The following is a 24,835-nucleotide window of genomic DNA, read 5'->3' as shown; positions in this document are numbered from 1 at the left end:
CCCTTATCCCAAAATTAAAAAGCAAAGTAACCCTGCTTCTTTTACACTTATACCATGCTTAAGCACCTTTTATCAAACAGATTGGACACGAGATGCTGGCGGGTTTATTCATTCTCCACTGGAAGTTCAATAGTACAATGGTTGTTAATCCGATACAAGAAACACAAAAAGGCAACGCCCCCGAAGGGTTAGTTGCCTTTCTTTTTAAATGAGATGCGAGACCACTCCACATGTGTGGCGTATGTGGCAACACATGGGATGCTGGTAAGTTTTTAAATTTAACGATGTTCCTCCAAAGCAATACTGATAAATCCCTTTTTAAGCTTTTTAAGGAACCTTACTATTCTTTTACCACAAGCTTAAGTGGAGCAGGAATGTTTTTTGAAACCTTTTTCCCTTGGAGAACGTCTATACCAGCTTCAACAGCAAGTTTTCCGATTAGATCTGGCTGCTGCGCAACGGTAGCTTCCATTTTTCCAGCTTTAATTGCATTGAGTGCATCGTCATTACCATCAAAACCAATGACCATGATATTTTTCCCAGAACTATTGATTGCCTCAATAGCCCCAAGTGCCATCTCATCATTATGGGCAAAAACAGCCTTAATATCAGGGTTTGCTTGAAGAAGGTTTTCCATAACGGTTAATCCCTTGGTACGATCGAAATCAGCAGATTGTTTATCCGTTACCTTTAATTTCTTATCCGCGATATTATGAAAACCTTTTCCCCTTTCACGTGTTGCAGAGGCACCTGGAACACCTTCAAGTTCAGCCACCTGAACATTTTCTCCAAGCTTCTTTACGATATATTCTGCTGCCATTTCCCCGCCCTTTATATTATCTGAAGCCACTAATGTCGCAACTTTCCCTTTTTCCGCCGAGCGGTCCAGCGTAACCACAGGGATTCCAATGTTGTTAGCTGATTGAACGGCTGTGGAGATAGCTGCAGAATCGGTAGGGTTAATTAAGAGGAGGTCAACACCCTGCTGAATTAAATCCTCCACATCATTTATTTGTTTTGCGGAGTCATTTTGCGCATCGACTATTTTCACTTGGACTCCCATTGTTTTTGCCTCTTTTTGAACACCATCCTTTAATGAAACAAAGAATGGGTTATTTAAGGTTGAAACGGATAAACCAATCTTAATATCTTTTAAATCTTCTTTTTTCGCCGGCTTTGCCCATTCAGGAGGCTGCATCGAGCAGGCGCCCAAAAATAATAATAGTGACAGTGAAATGAATACTACAGCTAATTTTTTCATAAAAAATTCGCTCCTTATGCTGATTTCTTCCGGTCAAGTAATACAGCAATGGCAATAACAATTCCTTTTACTACCATTTGATAGAATGAAGATACACCGAGAAGATTCAATCCGTTGTTTAATGTGCCAATAATTAAGGCACCAATCAGCGTTCCAAAAATTCTACCCTTTCCGCCGGATAAACTTGTCCCGCCTAATACTACTGCTGCAATGGCATCTAGTTCATAAGATGTACCTGCAGTTGGCTGTGCGGAATTCAGTCGTGATGTTAAAATGGCACCCGCTAAGGCGGACAGCAAACCAGACAGACCGTAAATCAATACCTTAACACTTGGCACCTTAATACCGGAAATGATAGCCGCTTTTTCATTTCCGCCAATCGCATAGGTTTTTCGGCCGAATGGTGTTTTATGGAGAATAATATACAATAGTACAAACATGATAATCATGGTTATAGCCGGAACAGGTATTCCTAGAAAATAACCTCGGCCAAATAATTGGAACAAATAATTATCACCAAGCCCTGTGATTGGATTCCCTTTTGTATAAACAAGTGTCAGTCCTCTAAAAACAGTCATCGTTGCCAATGTGGCAATGAATGGAGCCATTTTTCCTTTTGTAATGAGGAGCCCATTGACCGTTCCCATGATTCCACCGAGTATACAACCGATAATAATCGCTAGAATTGGATCAAGACCAGAGACAATGATACCTGCTGTTAAAGCACTTGCTAATGCAAGAATTGCCCCCACAGATAAATCAATTCCCCCTGTTAAAATAACAAATGTCATCCCGAAAGCAATAAGAGCATTGATGGCTACCTGGCGCAATAAGTTTAATATATTTAAAGGTTCTAGGAAACTAGGATTTAATACTGAAATAATTACAAATAAGATGATAAGTCCTAGCAGCGGTCCAAGCTTTTGCGTCATCGTATTCAAAAAATTACCCTTGACTGCTTTAGTAGTTTCATTGATTGCATTCATCTCATTGACCTCCCGTTGCCAATGTCATAATTTTTTCCTGGGTTGCTTTACTTTTTTCCAATTCACCACTAATTTTCCCTTCATGAATAACCAGGATCCGGTCGCTCATTCCCAAAACTTCCGGTAACTCTGATGAAACCATAATGATAGCCACCCCTCGATCGGTAAGTTCATTCATTAGTTGATAGATTTCTCTTTTCGCTCCAACGTCTACCCCTCTTGTCGGTTCATCTAAGATAAGCACTTTCGGACTAATTCCAATCCATTTGGCTATTACCACTTTTTGTTGATTTCCCCCTGAAAGATTACCAACAGCAATATCCGCAGATTCCGTTTTTACTGTCAGGCGCTTTATCAGCAAATTCACAAAATCATTTTCGCTTTTTTGGTTAATAATCCCTTTAGGCGCAAAACTAGCTAAAGATGGCAATACAATATTGTTCTTGATTGAAAAGTCCAAAATCAATCCTTCATCTTTTCGATCTTCGGTGATAAATCCAATTCCGGCCTTTACAGCCTGGTCAGGCGTTTTTATTACTATTTTCTTCCCACTTAGCCAAACCTCACCACTGTCAAATGAATCGAGTCCGAAGATGGCACGCATAATTTCCGTTCTTCCAGCTCCCATTAGTCCAGAGACACCAACAATTTCCCCTGAACGAACCGAAAAATTTATATCCTTGAATACACCGCGTTTTGTTAATCCTTTTACTTCCAGAACCATCTCACCCGGCTTAAAATCCCGTTTAGGGAATCTTTCCGTTATTTCCCGTCCTACCATTTTCTTTACGACCTCATCAAAGTTCGTATCGCGAATGGCCTTCGTATCCACCGTCTTCCCATCACGCATAACCGTAATTCGGTCACAGATTGTAAAAATTTCTTCCATTCGGTGTGATATGTAAACAATGGATACCCCTTCCTTTTTCAATGAAGAAATGATATCAAAAAGCTTATTGATTTCTCTTTCAGTCAAAGCTGCTGTAGGCTCATCCATGATAATAACCTTGGCATCCGTCATCAATGCCTTGGCAATCTCAATCATCTGCTGTTCCCCAACAGAGCAGCTGCCAGCCTCTTTATCTAGAGGAATTTTAACCATCAACCGGTCAAACTGTTTCCTTGCAAGAGCCTTCATTTCCTTCATTTTAAGCAGACCAAGTGGGCTCTTCAGCTCTTTCCCAATAAATAAATTTTCTAACACCGTCATATCCGGCCATATGTTTAATTCCTGATGGATAAATGTGATTCCTTTTTGCTCGGCTTCTTTCGGATTTTTAAAATAGGTCTCCTTTCCATCAATCGTGATTGTGCCCTTATCCCGAGAATGAAGCCCTGTCAGTACATTCATCATCGTTGATTTCCCAGCACCATTTTCCCCCATTAATGCGTGAACTTCTCCATCCAGCAGTTCAAAATTAACTCCTGTTAACACCTGATTGGATCCAAAGGCTTTATAGATGTTCTGCATCGAAACTCGCATTTTTTTCACCTCAATCTATTAAAAAAACACACCTGATTGTAAAATACAGTTTGCATATGGTGTAGTTTCACCTGTCCGAATAACAGTTTTAGCTTTTTCTGTTAACTCCTTAAAATCCTTATGTGTAACCCGTTCCACATCGATATCGACAAATTTATTTATTAAATATTCTTCTATTTGGGGATTTCCCGCTTCTATTTCAGATGCAATTATACACTTCTCAATTACCATATCTTCTGCAACAGCGTCCAAAACCTCCTTAAAGGAAGGTTTTCCCGGTTGGAGAGCTAGATCGATTCTAAGAACTCCTTCCGGAATTGGTAATCCCGCATCCGCGATGACAATATAATCTGTATGGCCAAGGTCCGCTAACACTTTTGTAATATGACTGTTTAATATTCCATGGCGTTTCATTTTACATACTCTCCTCTACTTCTTCTCGTGTTGGCATACCGCCTTGTGCACCAAACTTTGTAACCGATAGTGAGGCGGCACGATTGGCAAATCGAATACTTTCTTCAAAGCTTTTTCCCTCAGCAAGGGCAACAGCAAAGGCTGCGTTAAAAGTATCCCCCGCACCTGTAGTATCAACGGCCTCAACCCGATAAGTAGGAACAACTACCTCTTTTTCTCCATTATGGAAACGGACACCGTTTTTCCCTTCAGTGATAAATACTTTGTTTGGGTATTTCATTAACTCCTTGTGCAGATTAGTATTGTTAAAGAGGATTGATGCTTCCAGCTCATTTGGTGTGAGATAGGCTGCCTTTTCAATTACTTCCTTACGGATTGGACGTGCCGGCGCAGGGTTTAATAATAGTGGTACCCCGAATTGGTGGCATTTTTCGCTGACATATTCCACCGTTTCTTCAGGGATTTCCTGCTGAATAAGGACCATATCTGATTCACGAATAACATCTAGAGCCTTTTCCACAAATCCAGGTGTCACATAATTATTCGCACCTTTTACCACAATGATGCTATTATCACCTTCTGCCAAGGTAATATGTGCCGTGCCACTCTCCACACCTGTAACCGGTTCCACATATGTCGATACAACGTGATTTTTATTGAAATTTTCAAGTATAGCTTTTCCGAATGCATCGTCCCCGATACACCCAACCATATATACCTCTGCACCCAATCTAGCAGCGGCAACAGCCTGGTTTGCTCCTTTACCGCCAGGAACAGTTTTAAACGATTCTCCCAAAATGGTTTCACCTTTACTTGGTCTTTTTGGGGCGGTAACAACTAAATCCATCGATGAACTTCCGATAACTGTTATTTTAGCCATTGTCCTCAACCTTTCTAGTTGTTTGCCTATCAATAAATGTAACAGGCAATTGGATATTTTTATGCTCTATCAACTCATTATCCATAAGTTTAATTAATAGTGTTGCTGCTTCTTTTCCCATATCATATGCCGGCTGCCTAATCGTCGACAAAGGCGGGAAAAGCAAACTGCTAAGCGGGATATCATCGTAACCGATTATTTGCAGTTCATCAGGAATTGAGATGCCTCTTCTTAATGCCTCATGCAGAATGGCTGCAGCACCAAGGTCATTGCCCGCAATCACTCCATCTGTTTCAGGAAATTTTTCAAATAGTTCCTTAGCTGTTTTTTCAGCATCAGCAAAAGTAAACGACGCAGTGGTCATTACATTAAAATTTACATTGGAATTACAAAGCTCATCAATTGCCCCTTTAAATCGATCCTGAGCTGTCTTCAATTCCATTGGTCCTTTAAGCAGAGTTATCCGCTTACTTCCCTTTTTAACGATTTCTTTTGCCGCCATTTTTCCACCAGCTAACCCATCTGCATAAACAGAGGGATGTTGATTGGATGTCCGGTCTAGAAATACAACGGGGAAGGTTAGGTTTTCATAGTAGCTTGTTTCAGTTTGATTGGTGGCTGTGATGAGACCGATTACATTATTTTGTTTAAATGTTTCAATATAATCAATTTCTTTTGCTGGATTCTCATCCGCATTTCCAATGATCAGCCGAAGACCATGCTCCTGCATCTTGTCTTCAATGCCCCGTGCTAACTCAGGAAAAAATGGATTTCGAATATCCGGAAGCAATAAACCAATTAACCTTGATTTTTTCTTATATAACGACCTTGCTACTTCATTTGGCTTATAGTTTAACTCTTGAATCGCTTTATTTATAAGTTTTCTGGTATCTTCATGAACATATCCTTTATCATTTAAGGCTCTGGAAACTGTTGCTACAGATACTCCAGCTTTTTTGGCAACATCCCGTATTGTAGCCATTTCATTTCACCTCTAGTATGTAACCGATTACACAAGTAGATTAACACATGTTATTTTATTATGCAACAAAAATAATACTATTTTATTTTTTAGTTTGTCTCGGCTGTTTAGGTACGGATTCTTATATCTTGCTGTAATAAGTGTAGAGGTATGTTCACAATGGTTATTTTTCAATACTTCGTGGACAGCCCCCTTCGTTTTTTTCCAAATATTTAGGGTGTTTACATTTATTCATTTTGATTAAGCTCAGTCTTTGCTATCGGAGCTTTTAGCTTTTTTATTTTGGCAGTGTTAATCTTGGATGTTGATTTTCGCTTCAGGCGCCCGCTTTCCGCGGGCGTGCCGGGGAGCCTCCTCGGCCCCGTACTCCCGCAGGAGTCGAGCGCCTTCCACTCCAATCAACATCGTTTCAAAAATCAACAATGACCTTTAACGCAGCCTTTATTTAAACATGGTTGCTTGAAGGAATTCTTTTGTACGTTGCTCTTTTGGATGATCAAAGAATTCATTTGGCCGATTTCTTTCGATAATTCTACCATCGTCCATGAGGACAATCCAATCAGCAACCTCACGAGCGAAGCCCATTTCATGAGTAACCACTACCATGGTCATTCCTTCATCGGCTAACTCCTTCATGGTTGCCAATACCTCACCAACAAGCTGCGGATCAAGGGCAGATGTCGGTTCATCAAAAAGCATGATATCCGGCTTCATGGCCAGCGACCTGGCAATTGCCACACGCTGCTTTTGACCGCCTGATAATTTGCTAGGATAAACATTCGCCTTATCCTCAAGACCCACCTTTTGAAGCAACTCCTTTGCTTCAGCAATGGCTTGGTCTTTTGGGATTTTCTTAACCATGATGGGTGCTTCAATGACATTTTCAAGGACGGTTTTATGCGGAAATAGATTAAAATGCTGGAAAACCATACCCACCGTTTGGCGAACATTGTTAATATTGTGGGTTTCCGGGCTAATCTCTTCCCCGCGGATTGAAATTCTCCCACCTTCCCTCTTTTCTAAAAAGTTAAGGCAACGCAGCAGAGTACTTTTACCAGAGCCAGATGCTCCGACCAAGCAGACAACTTCACTTTCATACACGGACATGTTTATATCTTTTAATACATGTAAGCTGCCATAAGATTTATGTAAGTTTTCTATTTTTATCATTTCTCGTTCATTCACGTTATTGTCCTCCTATCGGTCACTAACTGCCAATCTCTTTTCGAACAGGCTCACCATGATAGTTAATACTGCAACAAGTACTAGATAATAAACGGCTACTATTAACAAATAGGTCATTTCATCAAAATTATTTGAACCCAGTGTCGTCGAAACATTGAACAGTTCATTCATGGAAATAAAGGCAGCCAGAGATGAATCCTTAAGTCCAATAATAAATTGGTTTCCAAGGGGAGGCAGCGCCCTCCTGAAAGCCTGTGGAAGAATGATACGGCGCATTGCTAGTATTCTGGTCATGCCGAGAGAGCGTGCCGCTTCCATTTGCCCTTTATCAATGGACTGAATCGTCCCCCTGAAAATTTCTGCAATATAGGCACCGTTATGGAAGGCGAGTGCAAGAGCTGCTGCCCAAAAGTCAGGAATGAGAAAAATTCCACTAAAGCCAAAATACAGAATGAAAATCTGGACAATGAGCGGGGTTCCCCTTACAAGGAATACATACGCATTTGAAATATAGCCCAATACTTTAATCCTTGAAATTTTTAATAGAGCAAAAAATAATCCGAATAAAATCCCAATTAAAATGGAGACAACCGTAAGCTTTAACGTCAACAGCGCTGCATCTATGAAAAGGTTTTTACTACTGATAAATGTATGTAAAAAGTGAGAAAAACTAGGCAAAATAACAACATCCTTTCTTTCTAATGATCAATCTATTATTCTGGTTTTTTCGTAATATCCTCACCAAAATACTTTTGACTGATTCGGGATAGTGTTCCATCGTTACGAAGTCTTTGAAGTGCGCCATTAATCCGCTTGAGCAGAATTGGATTATCCTTCGGAATAACAATAGCCTGCTCACTTCGCTCGATTAACTGCTGCCCCTGAATCTTGAATCCTTCCTTTTTTGCACTTTTACCAGTGACAAAATCGGTAATAACGGCGTCATGCCGGCCAATACTTAGCGCTTTTAACGCCGTAATATCACTGTCATACATTTTAATATTGCTGGTATACCTTTTGGCTATATCCGCATAGGTGGAGCCCTTTGCGACGGCAACTTCTTTTCCTTTTAAGTCATCTACTGTTTTAATCTCGCTGTCAGGTCTTGTGAAGATCTGTGGACCTGAGTAATAGTAGGGTGTGGAAAAATCAACTTGTTTGGCGCGTTGGGGGTTAATGGTGTGGCTGGCAACGGCGGCGTCTGCCCGTCCCGTTTTAATGCCCTCGATGAGGCCTTTGAATTTCATCCTCTTCTGTACTGGTTCAAGGCCTAGTTCTTTTCCGACTGCGTTTCCTACCTCAATATCGAAACCTGTCATCGATAAATCATCATTGTTAACATAGCTAAAAGGCTTAAATTCTCCTGAAGCTGCAAAAATAAATTTCTGCTTATCTATCAGCTTTGTTCCATCTGCGAGCTGGTCCTTTTGGATACAGCCAGTCAGCATCCCCATCAGAAACAAGCACGATAGTATAATTATGTATCGTTTTTCCATGCTTGATTTTCTCCTCTCTCGTTCAAGTTATACCGTTACTTGAAAAGGACTGCACTTCTACTTCTGAAGTAGAAGTGCAGTCCCCATGTTTTCATTCACGATGCTCGAAAGTTTTGCAAGCTGTTTCTTCCACAGTATCAGCCTTTCTGCTGCCGTGTGAACCTATAACATAAATGGAGTCAGCCACACATTGGTCGCCATCAGCCCAATACTTGCAGTTTTTAACATTACATTTCACATCCAATTTCATAGTGTGCCACCCCCTCTAAAAGGTTTTCTTTTTTAATACCCCCTTCAAAGTTGGTTGAAACAAGAGTTTCCCACCAATACTTTGTCACTGCCAAAGCAGCCCCATCATTAGGAATCTTTTATTCTCTTTAAAAATCATGTACACTTTCACCTCTCTGTGGTACAGCGTTGTTTTATGATGGAAGTGTTAAGAAATAAATAAAAAAGGCTTTCACCATATATGAGAGCCGGGACTTAATATCCATCATGAGTGTTAATTATTTCTCCTTTACAAGACTTTGTTTCCCCTTTAAACTAAGTATACAAATGCTTTAATTCAACGAGAAAAAAGATGTTCTTAATGAATTCAGATCTGAAAAAGCTGTTCCTTCTTCAATCGGTTTTTTTGAGCATAACCGGGTACAGCACCATTTTTATCAGTTACTATTTTTGGAAAAACAGCACCACACGCGGACCACTGATTGCCTTTAATGGCTTAAGTTATTTTTTGTCTTGCTTTGCATATACAATCGGAACGTATTATCTATTTAAAAATAAATTAAAAACAAGCTATTTTTTAAGCGCTTTGTCAGCCATCATCCTTTTTATTGTCCTGCTTTTAAGTTCTTACTTAAACCATATAGTTCTTCTTGTCATTTCAGCAGCTTGTTTTGGTTGTGTTTTTGGTTTCTTTTATTCGTCTTCTAATTACGCGTTAAGTGTTCTATCAACTCGAACAGAACTCGATATCTTTAATTCGCGAATTGGTGAAAAATATCTTAATGATTATACTTCCACTCATTAACTCTTTTTTCATTTATTATTTTAATTTCGCGGTTTCATTTTGTTTTATGCTCTTGATTTCAATTTTTTATTTTGCTGCAGTCACCAAAATTCCCTCAATTGAAGCTGAATTTAAATCAAACTTCGTCCACGATTATAGGACTGTTAAAGTGTCTAAACAAATGGTACCATTTGGAATCATTACTGCAGGCGTACTAGAATGCATGGCGTGCCTTCAAGTCATTTTAATGGTGGTTTTATCCAAAAATGCGCTTTATGTATCGTATTTGAATGTGTTAAATATTGTGGTTTTAACCATTGGCATTGTGTATATAGCGAGATTGAAAAAATTGAAAATGGAAACTCAGTTTGTGATTTATACCTTAATCAGTATCGTGTTCATTCTGCTCAACGGTTTCGCACAGTTAAAACCACTTTATTTTGTGGCAATGGTCGGACTTGTGATTTCGGTTTACGTGTACGGTTACACAATGGACAATACTTTTTTCAGATATTTAAACGGAATGAAAAAAGAAGATCAAATCGTAATTCTTTTGAAACGTGAATTTTTAATCACACTTGGCCGTTCGATAATATATCTAGTGTTGTACCTGTTTGTCCAGTCGATTCATTCTCCTTACCTTCCTTATTTGGCGCTGGAGTGATGCTTGTACTGGTTTACTCACTTATTAGATTTCGAAGATTTGATCATGAAAATGAACATCAGCTAGCGGGGAAAAAAATGATGTTATAGGAAATTAATAAAAGTACTCTGCAGAAAATACATTCTGATTATCAACAAGAAAAAAATCTATTGTCAGGAAACTGAAAAAGACAACGGCCAAGTGGTTTGTTGCCTTCTTTAAAAGACTTGCGCCACACAATCCACATGTGTAGAGTGTATGTGACAACACATGGGGTGTTGATGAGTTTACACTTGTTTTATAAAAATTTAGTTTAGAACTTAACCAATTCTTTCATTTTTTCTATATTTATTCCCAAATGGGAATAACTCTTATCTTACCTCAGGTTTGGTTGTATAATAGACTCTTAACCAATTGTTATACGTCCAATCAATAATCTTATTTTATTAAGATGGGGCGGACTGCAATTTCCACGAAAATCACTCCAAGATAGAAAAAGAAGCCAAATTCTATTATGATATTCACATGTGACATTAGATAAGGAGTTAAAAAAATGAGCGTGTTAAACGTACAAAATTTAAGCCACGGTTTCGGTGATCGTGCGATTTTTAATAATGTGTCTTTTCGACTTTTAAAAGGAGAGCACGTTGGACTAGTTGGGGCAAATGGTGAGGGTAAGTCTACTTTCATGAATATTGTGACTGGGAAGTTGCAGCCCGATGAGGGGAAAGTTGAGTGGTCACGAAAAGTTCGTGTTGGTTATTTAGATCAGCATGCTGTACTTCAAAAAGGTACTACAATGCGTGAAGCTTTAAGTTCTGCTTTTCAATATCTTTTTGATGCTGAATCAGAGATCAATGAACTCTACGCAAAAATGGGTGATGAAGGTGCTGATATCGATGCATTACTTGCAGAGGTTGGCGAGCTACAAGAAACTTTAGATAGTAATGATTTCTATCGAATTAATGCAAAAGTTGAGGAAGTTGCTCGTGGTTTAGGATTAGACGATGTTGGGCTCGATCGAGATGTAGATGATCTTAGCGGCGGGCAGCGTACGAAGGTCTTGTTAGCTAAGCTTTTGCTAGAAAAGCCTGAAATCCTATTACTTGACGAGCCAACGAACTATTTGGATGAACAGCATATCGAATGGTTGAAGCGCTATTTACAGGAATATGAGAATGCATTTATCTTGATTTCACATGATATTCCATTCTTGAACAATGTTGTAAACTTAATCTATCATATGGAAAACCAAGAGTTGAATCGCTATGTTGGTGACTATGATAACTTCTTAAAAATATATGAAATGAAGAAGCAACAGCTAGAGTCCGCTTACAAGCGTCAACAACAAGAAATAGCTGATTTGAAAGATTTCGTTGCTCGTAACAAGGCAAGTGTTGCAACTCGTAATATGGCGATGTCTCGTCAGAAGAAGCTGGACAAAATGGAAGTAATTGAATTAGGGAAAGAGAAGCCGAAACCAGAGTTTAACTTCAAAGAAGCTCGTGCAGCTAGTCGTTATATTTTCACGGCTGAAGATCTTGTTATTGGTTACAATGAACCACTTTCTCGCCCTCTGAATTTGAAAATGGAACGCGGACAAAAAATTGCATTCGTAGGTGCAAATGGTATTGGTAAGTCTACTCTTTTAAAAAGTATTCTTGGGCTGATTGATCCAATTTCGGGTAAAGTGGAGCGTGGTGAGTATCAACACATTGGTTACTTCGAGCAGGAAGTGAAACAGTCCAACTACAATACTTGTATTGAAGAAATTTGGAGCGAGTTCCCAAGTATGAATCAGGCTGAAGTCCGTGCTGCTCTTGCAAAATGTGGATTAACGACGAAACATATTGAAAGTAAAGTCGAAGTCCTTTCTGGTGGCGAAAAAGCCAAAGTTCGATTGTGTAAAATTATCAACACAGAAACGAATATATTAATTCTAGACGAACCTACCAATCACTTGGATGTGGATGCAAAAGAAGAATTGAAGCGTGCTTTAAAGGCATATCGCGGAAGTATCTTAATGGTATCCCATGAACCTGATTTCTATCGTGAAATTGCGACCGATATTTGGAATTGTGAGGATTGGACTACGAAAGTGTTTTAAATAAAGATTAAGGGGTACCCAAGTGAATAAAAATTCACTTGGGTGCCCCTTTTTATAAACCATTCAAAATTTTAATAAAAATATCTTAAAAAAGCTCATCCTAACTAAAGTTAGAATGAGCTTATATCTATTTCAATATTAATTTTACAACAGTTTCGACATGTGCAGAGTGTAATTTAGCAACACATAAGATGCAGGTGTGTCCAAATAAGAGGTGGTATTCCGGTTGGCTAATATTGAATTTGGCCGAAAAAAGCCCGGATTCGTATTGGTTCAAACCCGGGATGACATTAAATCAGAACTAGAAATCGAAATGTTTATTCTAAGGGAAATGGTATGTTTTGGTTCATAAGAGTTCATTTTTGGGTTAGGTTACATCTTAATAATAAGTTGCGATACACACTCCACGTGCGCCGTGTGCGGGAACATATCCACAGGTTGAATATATTTCACATCATATTTTGAACTTAAAGTTTGAATATCCTTTGCTAAAGTAGAGGGATTACATGAAACATAAATCAGTTTCTCTGGTTTCACCTGCAAAATGGTTTGAAGGAGCTGGTTATCTAATCCTGTCCTAGGTGGATCAACAATAATTACATCCGGTTTCCATCCTTTTTTAACCCATTTTGGCAATACCTCTTCCGCTTTACCCGGGACATATTTTGTATTGGTAAACCCGTGACGTTTGGCATTTTTCTTGGCATCATCAATGGATTCTGGGATAACATCCATTCCGCGGACCTCTGCAGCCTGGTCAGCAAGCCATAATCCAATCGTACCTACCCCACAGTAAGCATCAAGGACCTTCTCGTTGCCTGTCAGGTCTGCGGCTTTTTTCACCTCATCATATAACTTGACGGTTTGAATCGGATTCAGCTGAAAAAACGTTCTCGCTGATAACTCAAATTGTAAATCACCTAACGTTTCCTGAATGAATTCTTCGCCGGCCAGTGCGAGAGTTTCCTCTCCAAAAATTAATGAGGTCTTTTCACCATTTATATTTTGAACAATTGATTTCACTTTCGGCAGTCTCTTTTGAATCTCTTCAATAATAGACTCCTTTTTAGGAAGTTCTTTTTGAGTGGTTATCAAAACTACTTGCAACTCACCGGTCTCCACTCCTACACGCGCCACAATCGTCCTGACGATTCCCTTTAGCGTCTTTTCATTATAAATTGGGATTTGTAGGTCTTGTAAGATTGACTTTACGGTTGTAACAGCTTCATTCGTCCGGGAGTGCTGGACGGCACAATGTTCAATATCAATGAGCTGGTGGGAATTCATCCCATATAATCCCGCCAAGACCTTGCCATTTTTTTGTGCTACCTGAAAACTGCTTTTATTTCGATAGCCCCAAGGATTCTCCATCCCGATCGTTTGTCGGATATCAAGATTTTCCACCTTCAATTTTGTATGCCGTTCTAGGGATTGAATAATGATATCCCGTTTTTCTTTCAATTGCTGGCCATATTGTAAGTGCTGAAGCTGACAGCCGCCGCATTGCTCGTAAAACGGACATGGAGGCTGGACTCGGTGCGGTGATTTAACCCGAATTTTTTTAATTTTCGCCTCAGCAAATTTGGGATTGATTTTAGTTGCCTCAACTACTACCTCTTCACCAGGCAGAGCCCCAGGAACAAAGACGACCTGCTTTTTAAAATAACCCACGCCTTCCCCATTAATCCCGAGCCTTTTGATAGTTAACGGAAAGGTTTGTTTCAATTGTATTTTAATACCTTGTTCGGTTTTCATTTTTGCTCACTCCAAAATTTTTCAAAAGCTTGAGATGTATTATATCATGTTTCATTGCAAAAAACCGAATTCAGTTGAATCCGGCTTGGAATGGATTAAATAATTGATAAAAAAACAGGGATAAAATTACTATAAAAATGATTCACTTGGATTCAATCTAAAGAGGTGACGCCCTTAAGTGCTGCCTCTTTAGACTTTCTCCTTTTGAAGAAAGAATTTAAAAATAAAATTCAATTGTAATTACCTAAATCTTAATCGATAAAGAAATCGTTTTTAATTCCAAATATTCGTCTAAGCCATACTTACTTCCTTCTGTCCCTAATCCACTTTCTTTAATTCCACCAAATGGAGCTTGTGCGGCGAATGGTGCCGGATCATTAACACCAACCATCCCGTACTCTAATTTTTCAGCAACACGATACATTCTTGATAAATCATTTGTATAAAAATAAGAAGCAAGGCCATATTCAACACTGTTTGCTTTCTTGATAACTTCCTCTTCAGATGAAAACCGTAATAAAGGTGCTACGGGTCCAAATGTTTCCTCAAACGTAATTTTCATATCATCATTTACATCAAGTAATACTGTAGGAGGAAAGAAGGTACCCTTTTTATATTCTTCACCCGTTGAGGGACTACCGCCACAAAGAATTTTTGCCCCCTTCATTTGGGCATCTCCGATTTGATCCATTACTTTATCCATTGCATCTTTATTTATTAGAGGGCCAATTTCGGTCTTTTCGTCCAAACCATTTCCAATGACCATTGATGATACCCTTTTAGCAAAAAGCTCCGAAAATTCCTGATAAATAGAGTCATGAACATAAATTCTATTCGCACAGACACATTGCTGTCCTGTTGATGCGAATTTACTCTTTATAGCTCCATCGACTGCTAACTCTAAATCGGCATCTTCAAACACAATAAAAGGAGCATGCCCTCCTAACTCCATTGAGATACGCTTCACTGTATCCGCGGACTGTTTGATAAGGATTTTCCCAACCTCGGTTGATCCTGTAAATGATATTTTTCTCACTTCTTTGTTGCTCATTAGTTCTCCAACAATCTCACTAGAATCACCGATTAGTAAGTTTACAACCCCTTTTGGAAATCCAACTTCATCAAAAATTTTAAAAAGTTCTAATGAAGATAAAGGTGCCTCACGGGAAGGCCTTAAAATGGCTGTACATCCAACTGCTAATGCAGGCCCAAGTTTCCTTGCACCCATTGATAAAGGAAAATTCCATGGAGTAATAGCTGCAATAATACCAACTGGCTGCTTAATAACGGATATTCTTTTATTAGGAACAGAGGCTGGAATGATATCACCATACACTCTACGTGCTTCTTCCGCATACCATTTAAAATAAGAAATCGTACTGTCTACCTCATACCGTGCATTTTGAACGGCTTTCCCCATTTCTTTTGTGATGGTTTGGGCTAAATATTCCTTCTTTTCAACTAGTTTTTCCACAACCTTGTGCAGATATTCAGCCCGTTGTTCCCCTGCAAGAGCTGACCATACGGGGAACGCCTTTTTAGCTGCATCTATCGCCTTTTGAGTTTCCTCTTTTCCTACCTTATAAACTTGATCAACATATTCGCCATTAGCTGGATTTACTACTTCTATCACTTTATCAGATTTTACCCATTCCCCATTTATATACATATCTTACCTCCAGTAAGTTTCTTACTTATTTTGTTTTATTAACGTGCATAGACTGAAGCAATGCAGGCTGATTCCTGCCTGTTTTTATTAAAATTGATCCTATACTTGCATATTTTCCACGATCGTTGTAATTCCTTGACCCCCGCCGATACAAAGAGTGACCAATCCATACCTCTCTCCTCTTCGTTCCATTTCGGACAGTAATTTCGTCATTAAAATCGCACCTGTAGCCCCTAGCGGATGACCAAGTGCAATGGCTCCACCATTTACATTTACTTTTTCCAAATCCAAATTCAGTTCCTTTATCACTGCTAGAGCTTGGGCAGCAAAGGCTTCATTTAATTCTATTAAACCGATATCCTCTAAAGCTAGCCCAGCCATAGAGAGCGCTTTCTTCGTAGCCTGTACCGGGCCAATCCCCATAATTTCGGGTGAAACTCCTGAAACAGCTTGAGCAATAATTTTTGCTTTTGGTTTATGCCCTTGTTTTTGTGCAGCCTCCTCAGACATCATTAAAATCGCGGATGCCCCATCGTTACGCCCGCTGCTGTTTCCTGCCGTTACGGTACCGTTTTCTTTAAACACCGGATTCAGGCTTGCCAGCTTATCCAAAGTGGTTGACCGTGGATGTTCATCAACTTCAAAAATCTTCTCTTCTTTTCGCAGTTTTATAGGATAAGGCACAATTTCCTTTTGGAAACGCCCCTCCTTAATTGCCTGCTGGGCAAGCTCCTGACTACGGAGGGCAAATTGATCTTGTTCCTCTCTTGAAATCTTGTACCGTTCTGCCAAATTTTCAGCTGTATATCCCATTGTAAGATTTCCGTAGATTTCTATTGGCTGTGAACGAGGCTGACTTTCTGTATTAGGGTCGATGATTTCTCCATTTCCTGCCCCTAGTCCATAGCGTGCTTGTCGGAGGTAATAGGGTGCTGTACTCATAGACTCGGCACCACCAGCTATAACGACATCAGATAATCCACTCATAATCTGCAATGCAGCACTATTAATGGCTTGAAGTCCTGATCCACATTGTCTATGAACGGTATAACCAGGTACCTTCACCGGAAGTCCTGCACGCAATAAGCTTAAGCGGGCAAGATTGGGTGAATCGGAACTCTGTTTCGTCTGTCCCATGATTACCTCATCTACGTTGTTTTTTTCAATTCCTGTTCGGAGCAAAATCTCATTAATCTCTTTCGCGGCTGTGAAGTCTGCTTCTACATCCTTAAGGCTCCCGCCAATTCGACCTATTGCGGTTCGTACTGCGTCAATTATTACAACGTTTCTCAACCTTTATTCCCCCTAGAATTTTTTGCCTAGTAAGGGCCATTTATAATAACCACCAAAAGTTCAGCGCATTTTCCCTTTTTAAAAATTAGAGGCATTTTTTGTTAAAATTGATACAAATCTATTAGAATAGAATTCTTGTAATTTTACCGTCAATCCCCCATGTCCAAATTTGCACCGACTATTTTTAAATTCAGATTTCCCCTTTATAAATTCAAGAAAAGAGAGGACATTCTTTCGTCTTTCTAAAATATTTAGTAATCCTTGCCTGTAAAACCATTCATCAATGGTGTTATAGACTCCTCTATTGATTCCATACTTATCTGCACATACATGTGCAAAAGAGAGATCTGTTAAATGAATGGTTCCTTTGTCATCTGCTAACATCAATACCCCTCTTTCATCGTCTATGTTCAATCCAAAGCCGTAACCCATTTTCGTTTTGAAATCATGTATAAAACTTTAATTAAACTGGTGCACTTTATTTGTCATTTTAAGTGCTTTTTGCATCAATACGACTTCTTCACTTAATGCTAAAATACGTTCTAACACTTCTTGGTCAACTAGTTCATTCTGAGAGTTGAAATGGTCATTGTGAGCATAAACAAATCCAGGTGCTACATAAGCACGGAAATAACTTGCGATTGGTTTTAACTGATTTTCAATGACTAGATAATGTTGATAAGTTCCTCCATTCGCTACAAACCCCATGACTTTATTACGGAAATCCTTTGGAGGAATAAGATCAAATAAATTTTTAAGCGCACCTGTAATTGACCCTTGAAAGATTGGAGTCCCGATAATATAAAAATCAGCCGAGGAAACAAGATCAATTACTTTTCTTGTATCTCCCGTATATGTGGATGGATTACGTCCATCACAGAATTGGATATCAAACTGCTTTAAATCAAGTAATTCTACTTCAACCTCAGGATGATTTTTCTTCACTTCCTCTAAAACTTTTTCAACAACTATTTTTGTTTTTGATCCTGTAATGGTTCCTGATATCCCTAGTAACTTCATTTTCTAATTCCTCCTCCATAAATTTGAATTGAAAAATGCATCTTTTCTGAAAGGCTAGGCCATCATGATATGAATGATTTTTTGTAATTCTGCAATTTTTTGTTCTAATTTTTTACTAATATCTACTAAAACGGGATCGGTCAATTTTTGATTTTTAGATTTTTTATACAATTGAATTCGATATAACTTAATTTCTCTCCTTAACTTTAATGATTTGGACAGAAACATCTCCCTTTCTACCCCCATTTTTTAATTTAGTAAGTATCAAGTTCTATTTATATATCTTGCAAGTTTCGTACCAACTTTTTAACTCTATTGAAATAGCGGATGATTCATGCAGGTGTCTCAAATTTAAACTGGTCAGGTTCTATTTTTGAAACACCACTTTTTTCTTTTGATAGAATGAATTTCAGGAACAACAAAAGAGAAGCAGTGATGGAACCTGCTTCTCAAGTTTTGATCCTATACAATTAAATTTTCGGGTTCTTTCTCAACAGATAATTCTTTTTTTCGGAAAAATTTATCAGGATTCGCAATGAGTATATACAATATCGCAAAGACGCCCCCAAGTACGGCAAACAGTAGAATCGAGGAATTATATCCTTGCACGACATTGTTACCGGCTTTCTGTACCAGACTTCCGGTAACAATCGGCCCGATTACCCCAGCAAGCGTTGTGCATGCTGTATACGTCCCAATCATGAACGTACTGCGTTCTGGCACTAATCGGCTAATCATGTGCGGTCCAAGTGACATTACGATGGAGTAAAGTCCTTTTCCTGCACAGAAGCAGAAAATTACCCAAGCGACGGAGTGCACCTGTGTGATGGAGTAAAAAAGGCACGCACCGATCAAAATCGATACCCCAATAACGACCACATGGGACATTTTATAACTTGAGGTTTTCTTGTGTATATAGCGCGAGATCGTCGCAATACCAATCGTAAACAATCCTGCACCCAAACCTGTAATAGCTAAAAGGTTCCCCATCTCTGTTGATGACACTTTTACAACTTTTATTAGATAAGATGGCATCCACACCTGAATCCAAGTTAGAAGCCAATAAGCTGTAAAGGCAAGAAGGATGGTAAGAATGAAGTTACGGGAGGCCAAAGCCGAAGAAACTTCTGAAAATCTCACTTTTGGCTTGACAGGTACGGTTCCCTTTTTGATTTTTTCTTCTACCACGCTGTTCTCCGGATGTTCTTTCCCGATGAATACCCACAGGACAAGCCACACTAAACTCAATATCCCTAGTGAAGCAAAGGCCATTCTCCAGCCGAAATGATTAATAAAGTACACTAATATAGGCGCACTGACAAGCGATCCAACCGGGCTTCCAAAGTTAATGATGGCAGTAGCCGCTCCCCGCGATTCAGGGGCAAACCATTTGTATAAATGAGTGAGAACGATTGCAAAGAACGGACCTTCAAAAACACCCAATAAAATCCGATAGATGATAAGCGCTTCTAAATTATGTATGAAGAAAGCGCCTAACTGTAGAATCGACCAGATTAATGCCATAAACGTAAGCATTTTTTTGGTTCCGAAGCGTTCGGATAGGGAGCTGCCGAAGATACTTGAAATAATAAAAGACCAAAAGAAACTGCTCCCTACCAATCCCCATTGTATAGGTGAAAGACCAAATTCTTTTGAAATGTGGACAGACGCAAAGCCTGCAATGGATTTATCCGCATAATTGATTGTAAACAGTACAAATAAAAAACCTAGAGTGATCCAACGCATAGTTTCAATCCCTTCGAATGATTAATAATCTTAAATAGGAACCAGTTCTTTTACCTGACCTATTCCTTTTTTAGAATTTCTGCGGAATACCCTTGCTGTTGACTTAGTGACTCTATATTATGCTGGATTGCCCTAAAGTATCGGCTTATCCACTATTAACGTCAAATGGTTTACAGCCCATTTCACTCCCTTCTTATACTAAATCGAGTAGAGTTTTTGAATTGAAAATCATAACCATTTTCAAATTCTACTACTCTGGAAAATTCTCCTTTCATCCCCCTCTCCTAGGAAAATTTAACAAACTGAATCCATCCCATAACGAACGGGAGATCCTTATAAAAGGAATATGCAAGATTTATGCCAGAGTAGCTTTCTAGTGCGAAAGGTTGATTTAAGTGGCTTTAAGAGTAAACCGCTTTCATAAATATCGTCGCAATTGTCTTATAATTGAAACACTTTAGGTTTTATGAAACACTTTTTACCTGGAGAAAATTTCGTTTAATTGATTTCATTTAATTTTCTCCATAAAGTACTTCTGCTCATCCCCAATAATTTTGCTGCATCTTTTTTATTGCCATTTGTCTTTTGCAAGACCCCTTTGATGGTATTAATCTCAGCTTCTTTTATAAGTGTTTGATAGGTCTCATTTTCCGTAACCTCATTCTTAAATGAAAAATGATTGTCCTCTAAGCTCTCGATTAAGTTATTTAAAACATCCCGTTTCGTTATATTTACTGGAGACTCCAGATAGGCGAAGAACCTCTCTAGGTTATTTTCCAATTCCCTGATATTACCTTTCCATTGGCATTTTGCCAGCAGTTGGCTAATTTCTTGGATCCATCTCTCTATAACATTTATAAAATTCGGATGCCTGCGGGCTGTATAAGATAAGACCAAATCCTCCAGGTCCTCTATACGCTGATTTAAGGATGGTAAATTTAGCTTCAGAACTCCTATACGATAAAATAGATCTAAGCGAAACTTTCCCTGTTCTACTTGTTCTGGAAGATTTACATTGGTGGCAGCGATGATTCTCACATCAACAGGAATGGACTTTGCACTACCTACCCTTCTTACCATCTTTTCTTGGAGAATCCGGAGTAACTTGGATTGCATACTTAATGGAATTTCTCCCAATTCATCTAAAAATAACGTTCCTTTATGAGCAAGTTCGAATAGTCCCGGCTTTCCTCCCTTTATTGCCCCTGTAAAAGCTCCTTCACTATATCCGAAGAATTCTGATTCAAGCAGATTCTCTGGAATGGCTGCACAGTTTACCGCAATAAATGATTCGTTCGATCGTAAACTTGCATTATGAATACTTTGTGCAAATAATTCTTTCCCCGTTCCTGATTCGCCGATAATCAGCACATTTGCATCCGATTTAGCAATCTTTTTCGCTTTATCTTTTACCTTTTTGATGACCTCACTCTTGCCAATAATATCTTCAAATTCATAAATCGCTCTGTTTGAATCATCATATAGTTTTCTTCGTATTTTTTTCTCATGTTTCTGAATTTCTACGGCATCGGAAATAATGATTAAGGAGCCATCATTAACATCCTTTACATAAATAGGAAATGATTGCAGATATAGATTTTTATTCTCGTACTCTAGTAATTTACCGCCGGAATAATCAGAATTTATAAGGTGTTCATATATACCGTCAAGTTCATCAATTTCCTTTATACTGACTCCTCTTAAATCCCGATATTTTTGAAGTCCTAACAACTCAACGGCCTTAGGATTTACCTGGATGATCCTTCCTGTAACATTTAAGCTAAGGACCCCTTCATTGAAATGATCAAGTATATATTCCTGCCTTTTATAGATGCTTTGCTCTTCAAAACGAGCCAATAACAGATTAAAGGCAATGTCAACGGCCACCTTTATACTCTCTTCGCCATACCAAATAAACCCTTTCAACCCTTTTTTTATCGCCTTCGAGACAATTAAACCGGAACCTATCACAATACTTTGGTTTTTTTCGATCAGTTTATCGATTAATCTATCCGTTGCTTCTGTATCTGTATAGTAATATTGATGAATCTTTATATTAAAAATTCTTTCTAGCTCTTCTGTATCATTTTTCAAAAATACTTCTTTATAATTGATGATATTTAATTCGTTTCCTACCATGGCCGCCTGGTTAAGGGCTTTGAAAAAGTCCGATGTTTGAACTCTCATCGGAACTAACTGGCCTCTAACATTTATCTTTTTAAAAACTTCATAAATGGTAGAACCACAAATTAACACGTCATCATTCTGAATATAGGTTGGGTTTTTCAGGATATCACGAGACTCTAATCTTTGAACGACTAGTTCCTGAAAATTTGCTTTTCTAATTTTTATCGCTTCTTCGACATATTGATCTAAAGGTGAAAATCCACTTACAAAAAGCTTCATGGTTACCCTCCTTTGGATGATTCTATACGGGATGATCTAACGATATAAAGGGCAATGGATCAATACTTTAACTTAGCCAACTTTTTACGTTCTCGATCATCAAGATATTAATATCTTCTTCGGTCACTCCTTGAGCTAATAGGGTTGGAATGACTTTATCTAACAGGAATGTCATCGACCAATCAGGGTACTTAGATTTTTTATAACTTTCGGGTTTCAGCAGGTCAGATGTACAACAATAGTCTTGGGATAAAAACATTCGATTCACATAGCCTCTTTCAATCAAAGCTAGCAGGGTAGCATTTCTTTGTTCAGTAGATATAACAGAGGTTAATCCATAACGGTCCATTCCGATATAGACGCCTTTTTCGAGGACTCTTTCCAAATAATCCAAATGATCCGTATCACCGCAATGTCCGATTAATACTTTACTTAGATCCACACCTTCTTCTTCGAAAATCTGAATCTGTAATAATCCATTCTCCTTTTCAGGAACCGAGTGGGTCATGATCGGTACACCTGTACGAAGGTGCGCACGGGCTACGGCTCTTATGACCTTTTCAACATCCGGAGTAATTCCTTGATTACCGGTTGCACATTTTAAAAACCCTGCTTTTATTTCACTATTTTGAACTCCCACTTCGATGTCCCTCACAAATTGATCAGCCATAAAATCGATATCATTTGCCATAAATCTGGACGGTAAATAATGGAAGGTATAAATTCCAGTAGCTGCAATAATTTGGACGCCGGAATCCTCCGAAACCCTTTTCATAAATCTGACATCACGATCAAGTCCCATTACACTTGGGTCAAAAATAGTTTTGATCCCCCTGTCTCGAACAGCCGTAACTTGATCCATGGCTAATCGATATTCCTCATCACTATCGTATAAATGGGGAAACTGAACGGCTACGCTCTCAGCTCTCGTTCTTAAATGTTCATGTACCAACGTTTTTCCTAATCGATCGATTTCAATCGGACCAGTAACTGAATTAATTTGCTTCATAATTTCCTCCAAAATTAGCATTCTAGCGATTTCGATAAAAGGAATAATCACTTTTTCTCTTGGCTGTGTTAAATTAGGCTGTTGATTTCCGCTCCAGGCGCTTCAATCAACAGGTTAAATAATCAACAATGTTCTTTAACACAGCCTCTCTAAAAAATTGAATCAACGTAAATTGTCCACTTTCTAATATCTCCCTAAATTTTTCCTAAAAAGCATGAATTCAAGAAAAAGTTACTTTAAGAAAGATATTAAAAAGTGGCTCTTTTCATAAATATCCGGAGATTGTAACCGCTTTTATTTCACTGCTAACTGCTCATTTTCAACAAAATGCGGCATTACTTTTTCAGAAAACAGTTCCATTGACTTTAATACTTGTTTCTGTGGTTGTCCACCGATATTCATCCATAAAATGATATTATTCAGACCGGTTACTTCCTTGTAACGTTTAATATCTTCGATGACTTTTTCCGGTGACCCCACTAATGTATTGTCCATGTTTAAAAAGCGGTCGTAATCGATATTTCGTTCCCGGTCAATGACTCCGAATGTAGGGCGATTATCACGTTCGCTCATATACCATTCCAGACCTTGTCTATACTCTTCCTGGGCTTGCTCAGTGGTTTCTGCTACGTAACAGAATAGTAATTTGCCTGATCTTGCTACAGCATCGGTCACATATTCTTGTGATAAGCCTGATTCCAGAGCTACCGTTTTATATAAATCAATTTTATGTTTTGTATCTTCATTTGTGATTCCGCCCAGTACAAAGGAATGCCCCTGCTTTGCTGCATTGATCATGGAAGCATCATTGCCTGATACCATTACAAAGATCGGTGGTCCTGATGGTTGAACAGGTCTAGGGTAAACGGGAATATCTTTTATATCAAAAAACTTTCCGGAATAGGTAACTTTATGATTCTTTAATGCGGTTGTTAGAATATCTAACGACTCTAAATATCTTTCATGGCGGTCTTCAAAATTAAAATTATAGGCCTCAAATTCTAAAGGATCGTATCCTTTCCCAACTCCCAAATACAATCTCCCATTACTAATGACATCTACTAATGCCATATCTTCTGCTACTTGTAATGGATGATGTATAGGTAAACGAGATACGGCTGAACCTAACATAATAGTAGAAGTTTGAGCCGCAGCCGCTGCTAAGTAGACGGCAGTTGAGCTGACAACGCCATATGCACGGGCATTATGCTCTGCGATCCAAGCCGAATGAAATCCCAATTTATCTGCTACCTTAATTTGCTCTAAGCCATCTCGCAATTCTTCTGCGTCCGTTTTCCAAGGAGCCACAGAATTTAAAAAAAACAGTCCAAATGTCATATCTTTTCCTAAAATCGCCATTTAAAAAATCCCCTTTATATTAAAAGTTTATTTTCATAAAAATTTGATGCAAGAATCGTTCCAAAAATTATGAAGGTAATCGTTCGATCGATTCCTTCCTAAATTCGCACTATTTCGACTGTTTCTAAC

24 protein-coding genes are annotated in these 24,835 nt (G+C 38.7%); 4 read left to right on the top strand and 20 right to left on the bottom strand.

What is annotated here, in order from left to right; all coding sequences use genetic code 11:
* Positions 1 to 340: 340 nt before the first annotated feature.
* From rbsB to M3226_RS11555, 10 genes are all read right to left on the bottom strand, one after another.
* Entirely contained in the window at positions 341 to 1,261 is a 921-nt protein-coding gene (gene rbsB, locus M3226_RS11600; RefSeq protein WP_251565459.1) for a ribose ABC transporter substrate-binding protein RbsB, read from the bottom strand.
* A gap of 14 nt (positions 1,262 to 1,275) precedes the next feature.
* Entirely contained in the window at positions 1,276 to 2,247 is a 972-nt protein-coding gene (rbsC, locus tag M3226_RS11595; RefSeq protein WP_251565458.1) for a ribose ABC transporter permease RbsC, read from the bottom strand.
* Between the two features lies 1 nt (position 2,248).
* Entirely contained in the window at positions 2,249 to 3,730 is a 1,482-nt protein-coding gene (locus M3226_RS11590) for a sugar ABC transporter ATP-binding protein (RefSeq protein ID WP_251565456.1), read from the bottom strand.
* An 18-nt stretch (positions 3,731 to 3,748) separates the two neighbouring features.
* Positions 3,749 to 4,144, bottom strand: coding sequence for a D-ribose pyranase (gene rbsD, locus M3226_RS11585; RefSeq protein ID WP_251565454.1), 396 nt, complete (start codon positions 4,142 to 4,144; stop codon positions 3,749 to 3,751).
* Between the two features lies 1 nt (position 4,145).
* A complete protein-coding gene (rbsK, locus tag M3226_RS11580; protein WP_251565452.1) occupies positions 4,146 to 5,024 on the bottom strand; it encodes a ribokinase in 879 nt (292 codons plus the stop codon).
* Positions 5,017 to 6,006 carry a LacI family DNA-binding transcriptional regulator gene (locus M3226_RS11575; RefSeq protein ID WP_251565450.1) on the bottom strand — a complete coding sequence of 330 codons (990 nt, stop codon included), beginning with the start codon at positions 6,004 to 6,006 and terminating at the stop codon, positions 5,017 to 5,019. The genes rbsK and M3226_RS11575 overlap by 8 nt, the downstream gene beginning before the upstream one ends.
* Before the next feature lie 441 nt (positions 6,007 to 6,447).
* On the bottom strand, positions 6,448 to 7,191 hold the full coding sequence (locus M3226_RS11570) for an amino acid ABC transporter ATP-binding protein (protein ID WP_308211940.1): 744 nt from the start codon (positions 7,189 to 7,191) through the stop codon (positions 6,448 to 6,450).
* Between the two features lie 12 nt (positions 7,192 to 7,203).
* A complete protein-coding gene (locus tag M3226_RS11565; RefSeq protein ID WP_251565448.1) occupies positions 7,204 to 7,869 on the bottom strand; it encodes an amino acid ABC transporter permease in 666 nt (221 codons plus the stop codon).
* Between the two features lie 35 nt (positions 7,870 to 7,904).
* Positions 7,905 to 8,687: a transporter substrate-binding domain-containing protein gene (locus M3226_RS11560; protein WP_251565446.1), complete on the bottom strand. Its 783-nt coding sequence runs from the start codon at positions 8,685 to 8,687 to the stop codon at positions 7,905 to 7,907.
* A gap of 91 nt (positions 8,688 to 8,778) precedes the next feature.
* Complete coding sequence (locus M3226_RS11555) at positions 8,779 to 8,937, bottom strand: DUF1540 domain-containing protein (RefSeq protein ID WP_251565445.1); 159 nt, start codon at positions 8,935 to 8,937, stop codon at positions 8,779 to 8,781.
* Positions 8,938 to 9,276: 339 nt separating this feature from the next.
* Here M3226_RS11555 and M3226_RS11550 point away from each other — a divergent pair, with 339 nt between their 5' ends.
* The 4 genes from M3226_RS11550 to M3226_RS32215 all read left to right on the top strand — a co-directional run bounded on the left by M3226_RS11550 (position 9,277) and on the right by M3226_RS32215 (position 12,801).
* Positions 9,277 to 9,720 (top strand): hypothetical protein, encoded by a 444-nt coding sequence (locus M3226_RS11550; protein ID WP_251565443.1) that lies wholly within the window; start codon positions 9,277 to 9,279, stop codon positions 9,718 to 9,720.
* Positions 9,721 to 9,868: 148 nt separating this feature from the next.
* Positions 9,869 to 10,363: a hypothetical protein gene (locus M3226_RS11545; RefSeq protein WP_251565441.1), complete on the top strand. Its 495-nt coding sequence runs from the start codon at positions 9,869 to 9,871 to the stop codon at positions 10,361 to 10,363.
* Between the two features lie 532 nt (positions 10,364 to 10,895).
* Positions 10,896 to 12,449, top strand: coding sequence for an ABC-F family ATP-binding cassette domain-containing protein (locus tag M3226_RS11540; protein ID WP_251565439.1), 1,554 nt, complete (start codon positions 10,896 to 10,898; stop codon positions 12,447 to 12,449).
* Between the two features lie 226 nt (positions 12,450 to 12,675).
* Positions 12,676 to 12,801: a hypothetical protein gene (locus M3226_RS32215; RefSeq protein ID WP_285857813.1), complete on the top strand. Its 126-nt coding sequence runs from the start codon at positions 12,676 to 12,678 to the stop codon at positions 12,799 to 12,801.
* Between the two features lie 20 nt (positions 12,802 to 12,821).
* Here M3226_RS32215 and rlmD read toward each other — a convergent pair whose 3' ends face one another.
* The 10 genes from rlmD to M3226_RS11490 all read right to left on the bottom strand — a co-directional run bounded on the left by rlmD (position 12,822) and on the right by M3226_RS11490 (position 24,706).
* Positions 12,822 to 14,204 (bottom strand): 23S rRNA (uracil(1939)-C(5))-methyltransferase RlmD, encoded by a 1,383-nt coding sequence (gene rlmD, locus M3226_RS11535; RefSeq protein ID WP_251565437.1) that lies wholly within the window; start codon positions 14,202 to 14,204, stop codon positions 12,822 to 12,824.
* Between the two features lie 244 nt (positions 14,205 to 14,448).
* Positions 14,449 to 15,873: an NAD-dependent succinate-semialdehyde dehydrogenase gene (locus tag M3226_RS11530; RefSeq protein WP_251565435.1), complete on the bottom strand. Its 1,425-nt coding sequence runs from the start codon at positions 15,871 to 15,873 to the stop codon at positions 14,449 to 14,451.
* Positions 15,874 to 15,972: 99 nt separating this feature from the next.
* On the bottom strand, positions 15,973 to 17,166 hold the full coding sequence (locus tag M3226_RS11525) for a thiolase family protein (RefSeq protein ID WP_251565433.1): 1,194 nt from the start codon (positions 17,164 to 17,166) through the stop codon (positions 15,973 to 15,975).
* Positions 17,167 to 17,244: 78 nt separating this feature from the next.
* Positions 17,245 to 17,550 carry a hypothetical protein gene (locus M3226_RS11520; RefSeq protein ID WP_251565431.1) on the bottom strand — a complete coding sequence of 102 codons (306 nt, stop codon included), beginning with the start codon at positions 17,548 to 17,550 and terminating at the stop codon, positions 17,245 to 17,247.
* Between the two features lie 75 nt (positions 17,551 to 17,625).
* Entirely contained in the window at positions 17,626 to 18,186 is a 561-nt protein-coding gene (locus M3226_RS11515) for an NADPH-dependent FMN reductase (protein WP_251565429.1), read from the bottom strand.
* A 54-nt stretch (positions 18,187 to 18,240) separates the two neighbouring features.
* Positions 18,241 to 18,414, bottom strand: a complete 174-nt coding sequence (locus M3226_RS11510; protein ID WP_251565427.1) for a Spo0E family sporulation regulatory protein-aspartic acid phosphatase — start codon at positions 18,412 to 18,414, stop codon at positions 18,241 to 18,243.
* Between the two features lie 234 nt (positions 18,415 to 18,648).
* A complete protein-coding gene (locus M3226_RS11505; protein ID WP_251565425.1) occupies positions 18,649 to 19,932 on the bottom strand; it encodes an MFS transporter in 1,284 nt (427 codons plus the stop codon).
* 498 nt (positions 19,933 to 20,430) lie between these two features.
* Positions 20,431 to 22,338, bottom strand: coding sequence for a sigma 54-interacting transcriptional regulator (locus M3226_RS11500; RefSeq protein WP_251565423.1), 1,908 nt, complete (start codon positions 22,336 to 22,338; stop codon positions 20,431 to 20,433).
* Positions 22,339 to 22,405: 67 nt separating this feature from the next.
* Positions 22,406 to 23,347: a phosphotriesterase family protein gene (locus M3226_RS11495; RefSeq protein ID WP_251565421.1), complete on the bottom strand. Its 942-nt coding sequence runs from the start codon at positions 23,345 to 23,347 to the stop codon at positions 22,406 to 22,408.
* Positions 23,348 to 23,641: 294 nt separating this feature from the next.
* On the bottom strand, positions 23,642 to 24,706 hold the full coding sequence (locus M3226_RS11490) for an LLM class flavin-dependent oxidoreductase (RefSeq protein WP_251565419.1): 1,065 nt from the start codon (positions 24,704 to 24,706) through the stop codon (positions 23,642 to 23,644).
* Positions 24,707 to 24,835: the final 129 nt, after the last annotated feature.

Source organism: Neobacillus cucumis (genome assembly GCF_023715505.1).
The sequence above is the reverse complement of the archived record's forward strand: the minus strand, read 5'-3'. Positions and strand labels throughout refer to the sequence as shown.

Bases quoted from the DNA above. Each gene is read 5' to 3' on its own strand.
- rbsB (WP_251565459.1), bottom strand. From the start codon at position 1,261: ATGAAAAAATTAGCTGTAGTATTCATTTCACTGTCACTATTATTATTT.
- M3226_RS11555 (WP_251565445.1), bottom strand. From the start codon at position 8,937: ATGAAATTGGATGTGAAATGTAATGTTAAAAACTGCAAGTATTGGGCT.
- M3226_RS11505 (WP_251565425.1), bottom strand. From the start codon at position 19,932: ATGCGTTGGATCACTCTAGGTTTTTTATTTGTACTGTTTACAATCAAT.
- M3226_RS11515 (WP_251565429.1), bottom strand. From the start codon at position 18,186: ATGAAGTTACTAGGGATATCAGGAACCATTACAGGATCAAAAACAAAA.
- M3226_RS11495 (WP_251565421.1), bottom strand. From the start codon at position 23,347: ATGAAGCAAATTAATTCAGTTACTGGTCCGATTGAAATCGATCGATTA.
- rbsC (WP_251565458.1), bottom strand. From the start codon at position 2,247: ATGAATGCAATCAATGAAACTACTAAAGCAGTCAAGGGTAATTTTTTG.
- M3226_RS11490 (WP_251565419.1), bottom strand. From the start codon at position 24,706: ATGGCGATTTTAGGAAAAGATATGACATTTGGACTGTTTTTTTTAAAT.
- M3226_RS11500 (WP_251565423.1), bottom strand. From the start codon at position 22,338: ATGAAGCTTTTTGTAAGTGGATTTTCACCTTTAGATCAATATGTCGAA.
- M3226_RS11575 (WP_251565450.1), bottom strand. From the start codon at position 6,006: ATGGCTACAATACGGGATGTTGCCAAAAAAGCTGGAGTATCTGTAGCA.
- M3226_RS11560 (WP_251565446.1), bottom strand. From the start codon at position 8,687: ATGGAAAAACGATACATAATTATACTATCGTGCTTGTTTCTGATGGGG.
- M3226_RS11550 (WP_251565443.1), top strand. From the start codon at position 9,277: ATGAATTCAGATCTGAAAAAGCTGTTCCTTCTTCAATCGGTTTTTTTG.
- M3226_RS11540 (WP_251565439.1), top strand. From the start codon at position 10,896: ATGAGCGTGTTAAACGTACAAAATTTAAGCCACGGTTTCGGTGATCGT.
- M3226_RS11530 (WP_251565435.1), bottom strand. From the start codon at position 15,873: ATGTATATAAATGGGGAATGGGTAAAATCTGATAAAGTGATAGAAGTA.
- M3226_RS11590 (WP_251565456.1), bottom strand. From the start codon at position 3,730: ATGCGAGTTTCGATGCAGAACATCTATAAAGCCTTTGGATCCAATCAG.
- M3226_RS11510 (WP_251565427.1), bottom strand. From the start codon at position 18,414: ATGTTTCTGTCCAAATCATTAAAGTTAAGGAGAGAAATTAAGTTATAT.
- rbsD (WP_251565454.1), bottom strand. From the start codon at position 4,144: ATGAAACGCCATGGAATATTAAACAGTCATATTACAAAAGTGTTAGCG.
- rbsK (WP_251565452.1), bottom strand. From the start codon at position 5,024: ATGGCTAAAATAACAGTTATCGGAAGTTCATCGATGGATTTAGTTGTT.
- rlmD (WP_251565437.1), bottom strand. From the start codon at position 14,204: ATGAAAACCGAACAAGGTATTAAAATACAATTGAAACAAACCTTTCCG.
- M3226_RS11520 (WP_251565431.1), bottom strand. From the start codon at position 17,550: ATGTTAGCAGATGACAAAGGAACCATTCATTTAACAGATCTCTCTTTT.